This window comes from Hymenobacter cavernae (assembly GCF_014641455.1).
Classification (GTDB): Bacteria; Bacteroidota; Bacteroidia; order Cytophagales; family Hymenobacteraceae; genus Hymenobacter; species Hymenobacter cavernae.
In genome coordinates, this window is record NZ_BMHT01000001.1 from 904,993 (window position 1) to 920,330 (window position 15,338).

Annotated in this window: 13 protein-coding genes; 8 read left to right on the forward strand and 5 right to left on the reverse strand. The window is 56.4% G+C overall.

What is annotated here, in order from left to right:
* Positions 1-75 precede the first annotated feature (75 nt).
* The 4 genes from IEX74_RS03815 (at position 76) to IEX74_RS03830 (ending at position 4,989) form a co-directional block, all read left to right on the forward strand.
* A complete protein-coding gene (locus IEX74_RS03815; RefSeq protein WP_188811071.1) occupies positions 76-861 on the forward strand; it encodes an enoyl-CoA hydratase-related protein in 786 nt (261 codons plus the stop codon).
* Positions 858-2,036, forward strand: coding sequence for a 3-hydroxyacyl-CoA dehydrogenase NAD-binding domain-containing protein (locus tag IEX74_RS03820; RefSeq protein WP_188811073.1), 1,179 nt, complete (start codon positions 858-860; stop codon positions 2,034-2,036). The genes IEX74_RS03815 and IEX74_RS03820 overlap by 4 nt, the downstream gene beginning before the upstream one ends.
* Before the next feature lie 30 nt (positions 2,037-2,066).
* Complete coding sequence (paaZ, locus tag IEX74_RS03825; protein WP_188811075.1) at positions 2,067-4,118, forward strand: phenylacetic acid degradation bifunctional protein PaaZ; 2,052 nt, start codon at positions 2,067-2,069, stop codon at positions 4,116-4,118.
* Between the two features lie 112 nt (positions 4,119-4,230).
* Positions 4,231-4,989 carry an enoyl-CoA hydratase/isomerase family protein gene (locus IEX74_RS03830; protein ID WP_188811077.1) on the forward strand — a complete coding sequence of 253 codons (759 nt, stop codon included), beginning with the start codon at positions 4,231-4,233 and terminating at the stop codon, positions 4,987-4,989.
* Between the two features lie 19 nt (positions 4,990-5,008).
* On the opposite strand, the gene IEX74_RS03835 is transcribed toward IEX74_RS03830, so the two are convergent.
* A complete protein-coding gene (locus IEX74_RS03835) occupies positions 5,009-6,337 on the reverse strand; it encodes a DUF5723 family protein (RefSeq protein WP_308421109.1) in 1,329 nt (442 codons plus the stop codon).
* Between the two features lie 807 nt (positions 6,338-7,144).
* On the opposite strand from IEX74_RS03835, the gene IEX74_RS03840 reads away from it, so the two are divergent.
* Together IEX74_RS03840 and hflX are read left to right on the forward strand one after the other, a co-directional pair.
* Positions 7,145-7,546 (forward strand): c-type cytochrome, encoded by a 402-nt coding sequence (locus IEX74_RS03840; RefSeq protein WP_188811081.1) that lies wholly within the window; start codon positions 7,145-7,147, stop codon positions 7,544-7,546.
* A 63-nt stretch (positions 7,547-7,609) separates the two neighbouring features.
* The gene (hflX, locus tag IEX74_RS03845; RefSeq protein WP_188811083.1) at positions 7,610-8,929 is read left to right on the forward strand and encodes a GTPase HflX; all 1,320 of its coding nucleotides are present in this window, start codon (positions 7,610-7,612) and stop codon (positions 8,927-8,929) included.
* Between the two features lie 101 nt (positions 8,930-9,030).
* Here the strand turns inward: hflX and IEX74_RS23580 are convergent, their stop codons facing one another.
* From IEX74_RS23580 to IEX74_RS03855, 3 genes are all read right to left on the reverse strand, one after another.
* Positions 9,031-9,624, reverse strand: a complete 594-nt coding sequence (locus IEX74_RS23580; protein ID WP_505678181.1) for a Riean_0653 family protein — start codon at positions 9,622-9,624, stop codon at positions 9,031-9,033.
* Between the two features lie 13 nt (positions 9,625-9,637).
* Positions 9,638-10,201 (reverse strand): Riean_0653 family protein, encoded by a 564-nt coding sequence (locus IEX74_RS03850; protein WP_188811085.1) that lies wholly within the window; start codon positions 10,199-10,201, stop codon positions 9,638-9,640.
* 64 nt (positions 10,202-10,265) lie between these two features.
* A complete protein-coding gene (locus tag IEX74_RS03855; RefSeq protein WP_188811087.1) occupies positions 10,266-10,829 on the reverse strand; it encodes a Riean_0653 family protein in 564 nt (187 codons plus the stop codon).
* Positions 10,830-11,187: 358 nt separating this feature from the next.
* Between IEX74_RS03855 and IEX74_RS03860 the strand changes: the two genes are divergently transcribed.
* Both IEX74_RS03860 and ppk1 read left to right on the forward strand, forming a co-directional pair.
* The gene (locus tag IEX74_RS03860; protein ID WP_188811089.1) at positions 11,188-11,679 is read left to right on the forward strand and encodes a SixA phosphatase family protein; all 492 of its coding nucleotides are present in this window, start codon (positions 11,188-11,190) and stop codon (positions 11,677-11,679) included.
* Between the two features lie 129 nt (positions 11,680-11,808).
* Positions 11,809-13,905 (forward strand): polyphosphate kinase 1, encoded by a 2,097-nt coding sequence (ppk1, locus tag IEX74_RS03865; protein ID WP_188811091.1) that lies wholly within the window; start codon positions 11,809-11,811, stop codon positions 13,903-13,905.
* 47 nt (positions 13,906-13,952) lie between these two features.
* Here ppk1 and IEX74_RS03870 read toward each other — a convergent pair whose 3' ends face one another.
* Positions 13,953-15,092 (reverse strand): DUF6268 family outer membrane beta-barrel protein, encoded by a 1,140-nt coding sequence (locus tag IEX74_RS03870; protein WP_188811093.1) that lies wholly within the window; start codon positions 15,090-15,092, stop codon positions 13,953-13,955.
* Positions 15,093-15,338 lie beyond the last annotated feature (246 nt).

Consider the following 15,338-nt stretch of genomic DNA (forward strand, 5'->3'; position numbering starts at 1 on the left):
ATGCTTGGCTTACGCCTTCCTTCGGTTCAGCAAGCTCATCATGACGTTTCTTATTCTTCTTTTCAGCCTCTCTCAATGCCTGAAACTCCCACTCTTCTTTTCTCCCTCGAAGCTGGCGTTGCCACCCTGTGCCTCAACCGGCCGGAAGTCTTCAATAGTGTTACTAAGCCGCTAGCACTAGCGCTGCAACAGCACCTGCGTGATTGTCAGCAGGACGCTTCTGTGCGCGCCGTCGTGCTCACGGGAACCGGCAAAGCCTTCTGCGCGGGCCAAGACCTAGCCGAGATAACCGGCCCAAACAGCCCGGAAGTTTCGGAGATTGTGGAAAAGCATTATAACCCGATCATTAAGCTGATCAGGGAGTTAGAAAAACCGGTAATAGCGGCCGTGAACGGCGTTGCGGCCGGCGCGGGCGCCAACATTGCCCTCGCCTGCGACATCGTAGTGGCGAAAGAATCGGCTTCTTTCATTCAAGCCTTCAGTAAGATCGGGCTGATTCCGGACAGCGGCGGCACCTACTTTCTGCCGCGCCTGGTCGGCATGCAGCGCGCCTCGGCTCTTATGATGACCGGCGACAAAGTAAGCGCCGCCGAAGCCGCTCAGATGGGCATGATCTACAAGGCGTTTGCTGATGAACAGTTTGACAGTGAAGTAGCTGCGCTGGCAAAAAAGCTAGCTTCCATGCCCACCAAAGGCCTAGCTTACACCAAGCAGCTCCTGAACAGCACCTTCAGCCACGACTTGGAGCAGCAGCTCCGCGCCGAAGGCGACTACCAGCTCCGCGCGGGCCACACCGCCGACTACCGCGAAGGAGTGGCGGCTTTTTTGGAAAAACGTCAACCTAGCTTCACCGGCCAATGATTATCGGAATTATCGGGAGCGGGGCCATGGGTGCGGGCATCGCACAGGTAGCTGCCACGGCGGGCCACACGGTGCACCTACTCGACCAAACCGCGGAAGCCTTGGTGCGCGCCGAGCAAGGTATTCAGCTCAGCCTCAACAAGCTAGCTGAGAAAGGCAAACTAACAGCCGAAGCGGTGGGAGCTACTATGACCAACTTGCAGTTCACCAAAGACTACCAGGATTTCGCTGGTTGCGAATTGGTGCTGGAAGCCATTGTGGAAGACCTAGCAACTAAGCAGCAGGTTTTCAAGCAAGTAGAAAGCGTGGTAAGCGCCGAGTGCGTACTAGCCAGCAACACCTCGTCGCTCTTGATTACGTCGCTGGCGGCGGCTTGCCAGCGGCCGGAGCGCTTTATTGGCATTCACTTCTTCAACCCAGCGCCCTTGATGCAGTTGGTGGAGGTCATTCCGGCCGTGCAGACACGCCTTGGCCTAACCGACGAAATTAAACAACTCATGCAGCAGTGGGGCAAACTGCCCGTGCTAGCCCAGGACACGCCCGGCTTCATCGTCAACCGCGTGGCGCGGCTGTTCTACGGCGAAGCGATTCGCATGCTGGAAGAAGGCCTAGCTGACGCCGCTACTATCGATTGGGCCATGACGGAGCTAGGTGGCTTCCGCATGGGGCCGTTCGCCCTCATGGATTTCATTGGGCACGACGTGAACTACCGCGTGACGGAATCCGTGTTTACGGCCTTCTTCTACGACCCGCGCTACAAGCCGTCGTTCACCCAGAAGCGGCTCTTCGAAGCAGGTTACTTGGGACGCAAGTCGGGCCGCGGCTTCTACGATTACCGGGAAGGCGCTACGCCACCCGAGCCGACCCGCGACCCGGAGCTAGGTCGCATGGTGCTGCACCGCATCTTGGCCATGCTCATCAACGAAGCTGTGGATGCCCTATCCTTCCAGGTTGCTACCAAAGAAGACCTGGAGCTAGCCATGACCAAAGGGGTGAACTACCCGAAAGGTCTGCTCGTCTGGGCCGATGAGCTAGGTTTGGCAAACGTGCTGAACACGCTCGATCAGCTTTACGACGACTACCGCGAAGACCGTTACCGCGCCAGCGCCTTGCTGCGCCGCATGGTGCGGACGGCACAAACGTTCTTTCCGCAAGAAGCCTTCGCGAATCACTAACCTAGGCTCTTAAAACCCACCCAACTCACGATGCCTGCCACCCTCGAAAACTACGCCCTGGGCCGCTGGATGCCTGGCTCAGGCCATAAGCAAGAGCTCTACGATGCCTCCACCGGCGAAGTCATTGCGCTGGCCGATGGCGAAGGCCTCGACTTTGCCGCCATGCTCGACTACGGTCGCCGCGTGGGCAACCCGGCGCTGCGCCGCATGACCTTCCATGAGCGCGGCCGCATGATCAAAGCCTTGGCCCTGCACCTCACCGAGAAAAAGGAAGATTTCTATACCCTGAGCTACCGCAGCGGTGCCACGCGGGCGGATAGCTGGATTGACATTGAAGGCGGTATCGGCAACCTGTTCGCCAATGCCTCGCTGCGCCGCAAGTTTCCCGACAAGCCGTTCTACGTCGATGGCGACCCAATTGGGTTGTCGAAGGCGGGCTCGTTTATGGGCCAGCACCTGATGGTGCCGAAAGAAGGCGTGGCGGTGCATATCAACGCCTACAACTTCCCCATTTGGGGCATGTTGGAGAAGATTGCGGTGAACCTGCTGGCCGGTATGCCGGCCATCGTGAAGCCGGCTGTGCCTACAGCTTACCTCACCGAAGCCGTAGTGCGGGAAGTTATTGCCTCCAACATTCTGCCCGAAGGCGCGCTGCAATTGGTGTGCGGCTCGGGGCAAGGCATCCTCGACCACGTCACGTACCAGGACGTGGTGACGTTCACCGGCTCGGCCGAAACTGGGCGCAAGCTGCGGGGCCATCCGCGCATCATCGCCGAATCGGTGCCGTTCAATCTGGAAGCCGATTCGCTGAACGCAGCCGTGCTAGGTCCGGATGCGGTGCCAGGTACGCCGGAGTTCGACTTGTTTATCAAGGAGGTGCGCAAGGAAATGACGACCAAGGCTGGGCAGAAATGCACCGCCATCCGCCGCGTGATTGTGCCCGAAAACCTGCTGGAAGATGTGCAGATTGCCCTTGGCAAAGCCTTGGCGCAAACCACCATTGGGCACCCGCTCGCAGAAGGCGTGCGCATGGGCGCCCTCGCGGGTATGGATCAAGTGAAGCGGGTGCGCGAACAGGTGCGGCAACTCGCCAAGAACACGCCCATCGTGTACGGCGACCTGGAAAACGTGCAGGTGATTGGCGGCGACTGCAAAGTGGGCGCCTTCTTCTCCCCTATCGTGCTGCTCAACTCTGAGCCTTTTCGCTTCACCGATACGCACGAGGTAGAAGCATTTGGGCCGGTCAGTACGCTCATGCCATATAAAGATGTGGATGAGGCCATTAAGCTCGCTAACCTAGGCAAAGGCTCGCTCGTCTGCTCGGTGGCCACGAACGACCCAATGGTGGCGCAGGAGTTTGTGCTCGGGGCTGCCACGCACCACGGCCGCATTCTGGTGCTCAACCACGAAGTAGCCAAGGAAAGCACCGGCCACGGCTCGCCCCTGCCCCTGCTGATTCATGGCGGTCCGGGCCGCGCGGGCGGCGGCCAAGAGCTAGGTGGCGTGCGTGGCGTGGAGCACTTCATGCAGCGCGTGGCCATTCAAGGCTCACCCACCATGATTACGGCCATCACAGACGTGTATCAGCAAGGCGCTAAGCAGTTTGAGCGCGATAAACACCCGTTTCAACACTACTTCGAGGAGTTGGAAATCGGGCAGACGTACACCACGCACCGCCACACCGTTACGGAAGCCGACATCACCAACTTCGCGCAGGTGTCGGGCGACAATTTCTACGCCCACGTCGATGCTACTTCGCTGGAAGGCACGTTGTTCACGGGGCGCGTGGCGCACGGGTACTACATTCTTTCGAAGGCGGCCGGCATGTTCGTGGACCCGCGCAAAGGTCCGGTGCTGCTGAACTACGGCCTCGACGAGTGCCGCTTCACCAAGCCCGTGTACCCCGGCATGACCATCGGCGTGAAGCTGACGGTGAAGGAGAAAATCGCCCAGGAAAAACGCTCGGAAGAAGATGTAGCGAAAGGCATTGTGCGCTGGCTCGTAGATGTATCCGACGAAACCGGCGAAACGGTGGCCGTAGCTACTATCTTGACGATGGTGAAGAAAAAGAATCAGGAATAGATTTCCCGCAGAGGGCGCAGTGTTCGCGCAGAGGACGCTGAGTCGTTCAACGGACCTCAGCGTCTTCTGCGCGAACACTGCGCCCTCTGCGGGCTAAAACCGTATGCACCCCATGACCCCCAAAGTAGAAACCACCACCGACGACCTAGGTATTACCACCGTCTCCTTCTTCCATCCAGCGCACAACTCTCTCCCGAGCACCTTATTAACAGAACTAGCCAACTCCATCACCGCCACCGGTCAGGACCCGCAAACGAAAGTCATCATCCTGCGCAGCGAAGGCGAGCGGACATTTTGCGCCGGAGCTAGCTTCGATGAACTCATTGCTATTCAGGATGAAGCGCAGGGCCTAGCTTTTTTCTCCGGCTTCGCAAAGGTGATTAACGCCTGCCGGACCTGCCCCAAAATCATCATCGGAAGGGTGCAAGGCAAGGCTATTGGCGGCGGCGTGGGCGTGGCCGCGGCTACCGACTACTGCTTTGCCAGCACTCAGGCAGCTGTGAAGCTCAGCGAGTTAGTGGTGGGCATCGGCCCGTTTGTGGTAGGTCCGGCCGTGGAGCGAAAGATCGGGCCGGCCGCCTACGCCCAGCTAGCCCTCGATGCCGCCGAATTCCGCCCGGCTACCTGGGCCAAAGACCGGGGCTTGTACGCCGAGCTATTCGACACCACTGCCGAGCTAGATGCCGCCGTGCAAGTCTTCGCCGAAAAGCTAGCCCGCTACAATCCCGACGCTTTAACTGCCTTGAAGCAAGTGCTTTGGGAAGGCACGGCGCACTGGGAAGCGCTGCTGGTGGAGCGTGCCGCCATCAGCGGCCGGCTGGTGCTGTCGGAATTCACCCGCCAGGCTATTCAGCAGTTTAAGAGCAAGTAATACAAAGACCTAGGTCAGCTTACGATTTGGGGGCTTTAGGGGCGCGGGCTGGTTTGGCCGGCCTGTTCTTATGGCTTTTGCTTGCCCAGGTCAGCAGGGAAAGCTCCGCGAAGACGTTGGCACCGTAAGGATTGCTGGAGCTGAAAAGCGCAGGCAGGTTGTTGGTGCCAACGGTTAACGGACCTAGCCGCGCCGCCAGGCCATAGGCCGGTATCCGGTAGTTGTTGATCAGCGAAAACGGGGCTGCCAGCTCAAGCCAGCGGGTTTCAAAGCGGGGCGTGAAAGCGACGTAGGAAAAGGTGCGCATGCCCACGGCGTAGCGCCCACGCAGCCCCTGACTAACAGCCGCGTTGGCGTAGAGTTTCCAGCCTACGTGGTAGTCTACATCCACATTCAGGGCCGTGGGCAGCCCGGCCCTGAAATGGTCTTCCTTGGCTTGCTGCTGGGCGCGTACAATATCACTCACCCGCTGGTAGAAGTTGCCGATGTTGCCGCCGTTTATGTCGGACTCGCTCACACCTAGGTTCCTGACTTTAGTGGCGTTATAAGCCACAGCCTGCTTATCGTAGCGAATAGAACCTAGATCGGTGATGGCCGCCGAAACCCGGAAATGGTATTTATTACGACCATGGTCGGCGTGCTCTTTTCCTTTCGCGTCACGGTAGCGGTACTGCTCGGCATCGGGCCGGTATTCGTACACCACCCCGAAGTCAGCGCCCCAGCCGGTGCCGGGCGCGCCACCCGAGGTAAGCCACTTAGCGGCAGTTTTCGCGTCGAGGTCATCGAAGGCATCCGGGTTGGAGTAGCCAAAGGTCGCGTCCAGGTTGTGCAGCCGCACCGTCGTGTCGTTGACGGCTGTCGCCTTGTCGATAATCTCATAATCAACAGTTTTGGCTTGTAGATAAGCCGAGCCCGCCTCCATCAACCGCTTCACCGTGACGCCCGCTTTCAGGAAATGTGGCCCTTCCTCGGTCAGCACCCGGGCGTAGGTCACGTCCCACTCGGCGAAGGCGTTGAGGTTCAGGTTGAAGGTATTGTTAGCGGCCCGCCCCTTGACGTCGAATTTAGCTAACGTATTGCGAATCAGCTCCTGTGAGATGTTATTCCCCTGCAAAGCAGAGCGCACTCTGGAGCTGACGGCTACGCTTTGCTTCTCGCCTAGGCGCACCATCAGGCCGGGGCCACGTAGGCTCACTCCCGTGCTCAGCAGCTTGGGGCGGTCGTTTTCTTGCAGCGTAAAGTAGCGGGGCGAAACGTTGAATTTCTGGTCCAGGTCACCTAGGTTCCAGGGCCCGGTATAGCGGTAAGCCGAGTTAGTGGCGTGCCCATCGAGCGAGAGCAGGTGCAGCTGGAAGCCTTAGCGGCTATCGGCAATTGTCCCTGGGTTCCAGCTTACCTCATTGAGGCCTACGTAGTTGCTGTGTGAGCTGGTAAAGAGTGCTGGGCGGATACGACGTGGGTAAGCAACACAAGCAGTGGGCCGCTGCCGTTAAACAGTAATTTTTTAGCATGTGCAAACAGGTAGTGAGCCGGCACCTAGGGCCCAAGCCTAAGTACGCGGCAGAAGTGGCGCAGGAAGGAAGATATTCGGCAATAAAAGACCTGCTAGCCGGCCGAAACCAGCTAGCAGGTGCTATAGCTCACATTAATCAGTACCAGCGTGTTGTATAGTTTACAGGCTCGCTATCAATAAGCTTCTAAGCACTCCAGCGTTCAGGCAGACGCGTGACCAACTCCCTGGCTGCTAATAGTCTGTTATCAAGTATCCTTTATATTGTGGCAATATTAGGCCCTAGGCGCACTCCTGTAAATACCTATATGTAGGTAATTTTTTGGCAGATAGGCGCCCAATCCGCAACCTCATCAATCCCTTTTTCGTGGGGCACCGGCTACAAAGCCACGTTGCCGTTCAGCTTACGCGTTTGACCCGGCTCCGAATTGCAGCTCAACTACTTTGTCGCCGGAGCGGGCTGATCAGGATAGATCTACTTTGAAGCCGCCGAAAGCTATAGCCACGGCTCCTGTGCTATCCTGACCTGCTGAGCTAGGTTTGCTCCCCGGCCGGACGCCGAAGGTGTCCGACCAGGGAGCAAACCTCAAAACCAATAGACTCTTTGGTTACTTTGCGGCCCGTTTGGGTGTTCTGTCTGAGCCTATGAAATACTCTCCTTTATCACGCCAAGCTAGCTTTCTGGGCAGCCTGACGGTTTCGCTTCTGCTGCTGAGTTGCAGCTCTGTTGATACGACGCACATCGAATCGGACGAACCCACGGGCGAAGCGGCCAAGGGTGCGGCGCAGAGTGCCATCATGAACACTCTAGAAAACGACGCGGTGGCGGCAGGCAAAGCCTTGTTTCAGCAGAACTGTGTTGTTTGCCACGGCAGCAATGGCAAGCTCGGCGCTAACGGCGCCCACGATTTAACAAAGAGTAACCTTACTACCACGGGGCGCGTGTACATTGTAACGAACGGTTTGGGCAAGATGCCCGCGTTCAAAAACACCCTTACCGAAGAGGAAATTGAGCAGGTGGTAGCCTATTCACTGACGCTTCGCTAGGATTTGACGCTCAATCTGTTTCGCCGCCGAATGGCGCGTTTCGCAACCTAGAATTAAACCTACATGGCAAAAAATAACGACTGGGGCTTCAACAGCAGTGGCACTCGCCACCCCAACCAGGACGACGGCAAAAACAAAACTCCGCAGCCCAAGCGCAACGCCGACGGCACCTACGAAACCGGCACCGAGCAGGAAACCGCCGTGTTGGTAGCCGTGCCCGATAAGCGCCAGGCCGACGAGAAAACCCAGGAATACCTCGATGAGCTAGCTTTTCTGGCCGAAACCGCGGGTGCGCAAGTCACGAAGCGCTTTGTGCAGCGGCTCGAAAAGCCCGACACCCGCACCTTCGTGGGGGAAGGTAAATTGGCCGAAATCAGGGCCTACGTGAAGCATTCGAAGACGAGCATGGTCATCTTCGACGACGACCTTTCTCCTTCGCAGCTGCGCAACCTGGAAGCGGAGCTAGAAGTAAAAATTGTGGACCGCTCGCTGCTGATCATCGATATTTTCGCCCGGCGGGCGAAGTCAGCGACGGCGCGCACGCAGGTGGAGCTAGCTCAGTATCAATATTTACTGCCCCGCCTCACCGGCCTCTGGACTCACTTGAGCCGGCAGCGTGGTGGGGGCGTGTCGCAGCGCGGTCCGGGGGAGACGGAGATTGAAACCGACCGCCGCGTGGTGCGCGACCGGATAGCATTTCTGAAAGAAAAGCTAGAAGATCTCGATAAGCAGAGCAACACCCAGCGTAAGTCGCGCGAGGGCGTGGTGCGCGTGGCGCTGGTGGGCTACACCAACGTGGGCAAGAGCACCATCATGAATATGCTGAGCCGCTCCGACGTGTTTGCCGAAAACAAGCTTTTCGCCACCGTCGACTCGACGGTGCGCAAGGTGGTGCTCGACAACATCCCGTTCCTGCTCTCCGATACGGTAGGATTTATCCGCAAGCTGCCCACCCGCCTGATTGAAAGCTTTAAGAGCACGCTCGATGAGATTCGGGAAGCCGACCTGCTGGTACACGTCGTGGATATTTCTCACCCTGGCTTCGAGGAGCAGATTGAGGTGGTGAATGATACACTCAAGGACATCGAGGCCGCCGACAAGCCGATGCTGCTGGTCTTCAACAAAATCGACCTCTACAACCCGGAAGCGCACAACGAAAACCATGACGGTTTCGAGGGCATGAACCCCGAGGAAGGTCACACGCCGCGCCCGACGCTAGAGCAGCTCAAAGCTACCTACATGGCTCAAATGCACGATCCGGTGATCTTCATCTCGGCCCAGGAACGCGAGAATATCGATGAGTTGCGGGCACTGCTGGTGCGTCACGTAGCGGCCATTCACTATAAGCGCTACCCCAACCAGCAGCCGCAGGATGTGGAGTAAGTAGCTGAGCTTTGAAGCACGATGCAAACCTAGCCCCGCCAAGTTGGTGGGGCTTTTTTGTGCCTGTTAGAAGGCTCGACTTTTATTCTCCACAGCTCGGCTCACTCCAGTGTCAGATCAAAGCGACCATCGGTAAGCTGGTGCGTTTCGGTCCCGCTTTCTTCCCGCACGATCAGATCGAAGGTGCCGGAGACGACGTGCGCCACCGTGTCGAAGCGCGTAATGGTCACGTTGCCCACTGCATCCGGACCGGTATAGAAGATGGTCGGGTACCGCGAATCGGGTTTGACTATGCCGAAGGCGGCATAAGCTGGATTCGTGCGCGCAAGAGGGACGGCCTGTCTGTCTAAGTGAAATAGGTTCGGCTTGTTTATGCGAGGGATGTATATTTCTATACTTTCTCCCCCATTGTTTTCTTGGTTTGCACGACTAAACGCTATATGAAGAATACGCCCATCTCGGTTACTGCGAATTGAATACGCGTTTATAGAATTACTTGTACCAAGAGGCCCCCGACGCGGCAACCATGCTTTATCATCGAGCAAAAATCCAAACGTATTCTTGCCTGCTTGCGTGGCAGGGGGCAAACGGTCGAGCTCGGTTTTTTCTTTCTTGCAGCTAGCTGTAAGCAGTGCCAAGACGGAGAGAGGAAGTAGCAATTTCACGAACAATGATGCTGGAAAGCGTGTAAACATTCATAGGCCAGGCTCACTCCAGTGTCAGATCGAAACGACCGTCGGTGAGCTGATGCGTTTCCAGCCCGTTTTCTTCCCGTACAGTCAGTTCGAAGGTGCCGGAGACAACGTGCGCCACTGTATCGAAGCGGGTGATGGTCACGCTGCCTACCGCATTGGGACCAGTGAAGAAATCAGTTGGCTGCCTAGAACCTGATTTTAACACGGAAAATGAGGCGTAAGCTGGCCTACTTCGAGCAAGTGGATCAGCTGTTTTTATCAAGGGAAAGTAACTTGGCTTGGTGATATGAGGAATATACAAGGAGAGACTTTCTCCCTCTTGGCCTCTCTCAGGGAAGCGCTCAAAACCAATTCTTACAATTCGTCCATCTCTAGTAGTTCGGACAGAATAGGCATCTATAGAAGAGCGCGAAGACAGGTAACTACTTACAGGCAGCCAGGCTTTGCCGTCGAGCAGAAAGCCTGCGGAATTCTTGCCTTCTTGCGTGGCAGCAGGTAGACGTTCGAGTTCTGTCTTTTCTTTCTTGCAGCTGGTGGTGAGTAGCAGTAGAGTAGCTAGGAAAAGAGGCAGCTTCATGAGAGTTGAAAATTCGAGAGGAGGAGGAAGAAGAACAAAAGACACTAAGTGAGCTCACCTAGGCTCATTGCAATGTTAGATCGAAACGGCCGTCAGTGAGTTGGTGCGTTTCCGAGCCATTCTCTTCCTGCACCGTCAAGTCGAAGGTGCCCGAGACTATATGAGCTACCGTGTCAAAGCGGGTGATAGTCACGCTGCTGACTGCATCCGGGCCGGTGTCGAAAACAACAGGGTACCTTGAACTAGATTTAAGTATGCCTAGCGTAGCATTAGCTGGGTTCGTACGAGCAAGGGGAACGGCTACTTTATCTAAAGCGAAATAATCTGGCTTAGTAATGTGAGGCAGGTAGAACGAGAGACTTTCCCCTTCCTTACCGTCCTTTGGAAAACGAACGAATGTTAAGCTTAGAATTCGACCGTCTCTGCTAGTATTAATGGAATAACCTCTGATGGGAGAATCAGAACAGACGTAGCACTGTGCAGGCAGCCAAGCTTTTCCATCCAGCAGAAAGCCTGCGGAATTCTTGCCTTCTTGCGTAGCAACAGGCAGGCGTTCGAGTTCGGTTTTCTCTTTCTTGCAACCGGTTGTAAGTAGTAGCGGGATAAACAGCAGGAGTATAGGTTTCATAGAATACCAGTAATTGAGGAGCAGCACTAGAGTTAGTTGCTGTTGAATTGATAGGCAATGCTAGGCACAAGAGCGAGGAAAACGAAGCCAATAAACTAGCTTATTAGGCTTTTGGCGGCTTACACAAGTGGGGAAAATAGCGCATAAAACTGACCGCTGGACCCAGGCACCTAGCTTTTCGGCTGCTTTTATTCAGACTTTTCAGCCTTGGTTTTGGCGCCACTTACTTTTCAAATCTGTGACTGCTCTGGACGCGGCTTTTTTGTGACTGGCTTAATCTTCGCCACTACCTGCTCCACATAACCATTTCAAGAAGTCGACAGTAAAGAAACTTCCCTGTTCCCTAGCCCCTTACCTCATGAAAACGCTGTATTTGATGCGCCACGCTAAGTCGAGCTGGAGCTTCGATGACCTGACCGATAAGGAGCGCCCCCTCAACGACCGGGGCCGCGACGACGCCCCCCAGATGGGCCAGGCACTGGCTAAACGCAACATCCACCTGGACCTGATGGTCAGCTCGCCGGCCGTGCGCGCCATGAGTACCGCGGCGCTGGTTGCCCACGAGGTAGACTATCCACCGGCCCGCATTGAGGTGATAGAAGGCATCTACCGGGCCGAAGTTCTGGATCTGCTGGCCATCGTGCGCGGCCTGCCCGATGCGGCCGACTCGGTGCTGCTGCTAGGCCACAACAACACCATCACCGACTTTGCCAACCTGCTCTCACCGAGCCAACTCAACGAAATGCCGACGGCGGCCATCGTGTGCCTGAAGTTCGGCTGTGACCATTGGGCCGAGGTCGACCGCGCCAACGCGGAGTTCTACTTCTACGATTACCCCCGCAAGCAGTGAAGAAGTGTTAAATTTTGAATGTTGAGTTCTGAATTATTGAATAGTATAAAGCCAAATACCTAGGTAACAATATGATGATTAAGGATATAATCATTCAACACTTAAAATTCAGCATTCAACATTTCAATAATGGAATCGACTAAAAAAACGCAACCTAGCTTATTGAACCGCGAGCTGAGCTGGCTCACATTTAACGAGCGGGTGTTGCAGGAAGCGCAGAACCCGGAAGTGCCGCTGCTGGAACGCATCAAGTTCATGGCTATATTCTCTTCCAACCTCGATGAGTATTTCAAGGTGCGAGTGGCCACGCTGCGGCGCCTGGAAAAGCTCAAGAAGAAAACCCGCGCCAAGCTAGGGGAAGACCCCGGCAAGCAGCTCCACGACTTGCTGGAAGAGGTCGGGCGGCAGCAGCAGGAATTCGGCGAAACCTTCCGCAACCAGATTATGCCCGAGCTGCGTCGCCAGCACATCCATCTGGTGTCGGAGCACGACCTGACCGATACGCAGCGCACATGGGTACACGAGTATTTTCAGAGCCGCGTGCAGGATCTGCTTTCGCCGATTGTGCTGGACGACAACCTGCACCACCTGTTCCTGAAGGACCAGACGGTATACCTGACCCTGCTACTGAGCGAGCCGGTGAAGCAGAAAAAGCACGAAGACGATGAGCGCATCATGGCCCTGGAGCTGCCCTCCAAGCGCCATGGCAGCCGCTTCGTGCAACTGCCCGCTGAAGGCGAGGAGCATTACGTGATGTTTCTGGACGACGTGATTCGGTGCTGCGTGCGCACGCTGTTTCCGAACTACGGCCGCGTGCAGGTGAATGCCATTAAGCTCTCCCGCGACGCTGAGCTGGACATTCAGGAGGAAGTGTCGGGCAACCTGATGGCCAAGATCAAGAGCAGCTTGCAGAAGCGCGCCACCGGCTACCCGGCCCGTTTGCTCTATGACCCGGCCATGCCTAAGCAGGTGCTGAAAGCCATTATGCAGAAAACCGGCATCGGCAAAGAGGAGCTGGTGGAAGGCAGCCGCTACCACAACTTCCGCGACTTTTTCGGGTTTCCGGGCCTAGGTCAGCCCGAGCTGAAATACCCAGATTTTCTGCCCCTGCCCCACCCGACGCTGCCGCGCCTAAGCGGCAAGATGCTGGATGCCATTGCTGAGCGCGACCACCTGCTGAATCCGCCTTACCAGTCCTTCGACTACGTAACGCGCTTCCTGACCGAAGCCGCCCACGACCCGGCCGTAACTAGCGTGAGCATTACGCTTTACCGCGTAGCTGAGAAAAGTGAAGTGGCCAAAGCCCTGCTAAAAGCCGTGAAAAGCGGCAAGCAGGTGACGGTAGTGGTCGAGCTAAAGGCGCGCTTCGATGAGGAGTCGAACATTCATTGGGCAGAGAAGCTGCAAAAGGCGGGCGCCAACGTCATCTTCGGCATTCCGGAGCTGAAGGTGCACAGCAAGCTAGCTTTGGTGACGCGCGTGGAGAACGGCCAGAACCGCCAGTACGCCTACCTCAGCACCGGCAACTTCAACGAGGTGACTAGCCAGATTTACGCCGACTATGGCCTGTTTACGGCCGATACGGGCCTGACCGCGGAAGTAGAACAGGTATTCGGCTATTTTCTCGACCGGCAACCTAGGTCGTTCGAGCACCTGCTAGTTGCGCCTTTCGAGCTGCGCGAAAAGCTGAATGCCTTGATTGACCGCGAGATAAAGCTAGCCAAAGCTGGCAAAGACGCTTACATCATTCTGAAGCTGAACGCCTTGCAGGATGAACGCATGATTCTGAAGCTCTATGAAGCCAGCCAGGCCGGCGTGCGTATCGAGCTGCTGATTCGGGGTATTTCCTGCCTGATTCCGGGCGTGGAAGGCCAAAGCGAGAACATTCAGCAGCGCGGCATCGTGGACCGCTACCTGGAGCACGGCCGCGTGTACGTGTTCGGCAACCACGGCGACGAGAAAGTGTATGTGGCCTCTTCCGACTGGATGGCCCGCAACCTCGACCGGCGCGTGGAAGTCGCCTTCCCCATCCTCGACCCAAGCATCAAAGCCGAAGTGCGCCACCTGCTGGATTTGCAGCGCCAGGACAACGTAAAATCCCGCGACTGGCACAACCACTTCCTCGGCCAGGATGACCCCAATGCGCTCAAAGTACGGGCGCAATTTGCCACGTACGAGTATCTGAAAAAGCTGAGCCGCAAGAAGACCACCAAATCGAAATCCTAGAACGACGTAGCGCGAAGCGGGAGCTTCGCGCTACGTCGTTCTAGGCGCTACTTGTTCAGCGTCTTGTTCAGGAACTTGCGGGGCGGCACCAGGAACAGCTCGATGCTGGCGTAAGGCGCGCCGCCCAGCGTGTTGTCGATGATGCGCGGGCGGGTGCCTTTCCGGAACAGGCTGAAGCCGGAGTTGCCCTCGTCGTCGAAGGTGTTGAAGGAAGCGTTGTAGCGGTAGCCAGCTTCCAGGCCAAACCACAGAAAATCATAAATCTCGCGCTCCAGACGCAGGCGCGGCTTAAACTCAGTTTCGCGCAGAATCAGGGTTTGCATGCCGTTGGGCAGCGGCTGCCGCAGCTTGATGTTGTAGTTCATGCCATCGACGGTGTAGCCGCCGAAGAGCAGCGTTTTGTCCGACACGTTATAGCGAAACGACACGCGGGCCGGAAACAACGCCTCTACGCCCCAGCGCTCGTTGAAGGTGCGGTTGTAGAGAATAACCGGATAAACGCTCTGGCGCCCAAAGGTATAGCTCAGCTGCAAACCCACCCCCCAGGCAAAATATTTGGTGCGCTTCCACCCGTAGATGAACTCGCCCGACATCTTCAAATAATCTTCCACATCCAGCTCGCTGGCCGTGTAGTCGCCGTTTAGCTCGCCTTTCACGCGGGCAATGTACCAGTGCACATCATCGACGGGGCGAATAACGGCGAGCTGCGCGCCCAGCACCTTCAAGCCTTTGTCTTCCAGATTGCGGAAGAAAACGGAGTTATCTGGTTTGTTGAATTGAAACTCCTCCCGGTCATAGTTAATACCTAGGATGACTTTCAGGTGGGGCCGGTTCCAGGCCGGAATGTAGCCTTTGATGAACGCCCGGCTGTTCTTGGTGACGGTAGCGTTAGCCGTGTTCGGCGGCCCGTTCTTCGTCTCCGACTTAATGGAGAAATCCGTGAGGCGCTCTATGTGAGCCACTAAGCCTTTACTAGGTCCTTGTCCTACCACCGAAGGCGTGGCAAATTCCTGCGAATTACCCACCTGATTAGCGCTGGCAGTATCAGCAGAAGCGGGTGCGGGCGGCGGAAACACGGGGGTGCGCAGCGGATTGTCCTGGGCTCGGGCGGCTAAGGCACTCAGGGAAAGTACAACGGCGAGGCCAGCACGTAACGCGCAATGCCAGGGAGTAGAGGAAGCAGACATAACAGACAGAAGGGCAGGTCTGGTAGAAGCAAAAAAGACGTTAGGCTTTGGCCTTAACGTCTTTTTCTAAAAAAAGGATGAAGTGACTTCGCCAGAGTAACTGAGCTGCTCAGTAGAAAGCGTCTGTCATCCTGAGGAACGAAGGACCTTCCTCTTTTCACCGGCAAACCTAGGTAAACGCAAAAAGCTCTTAACTAACCTTCTCGGCTAATTAAGAGCTTTTCGCATGGAGGAGAGCCTGGTGCC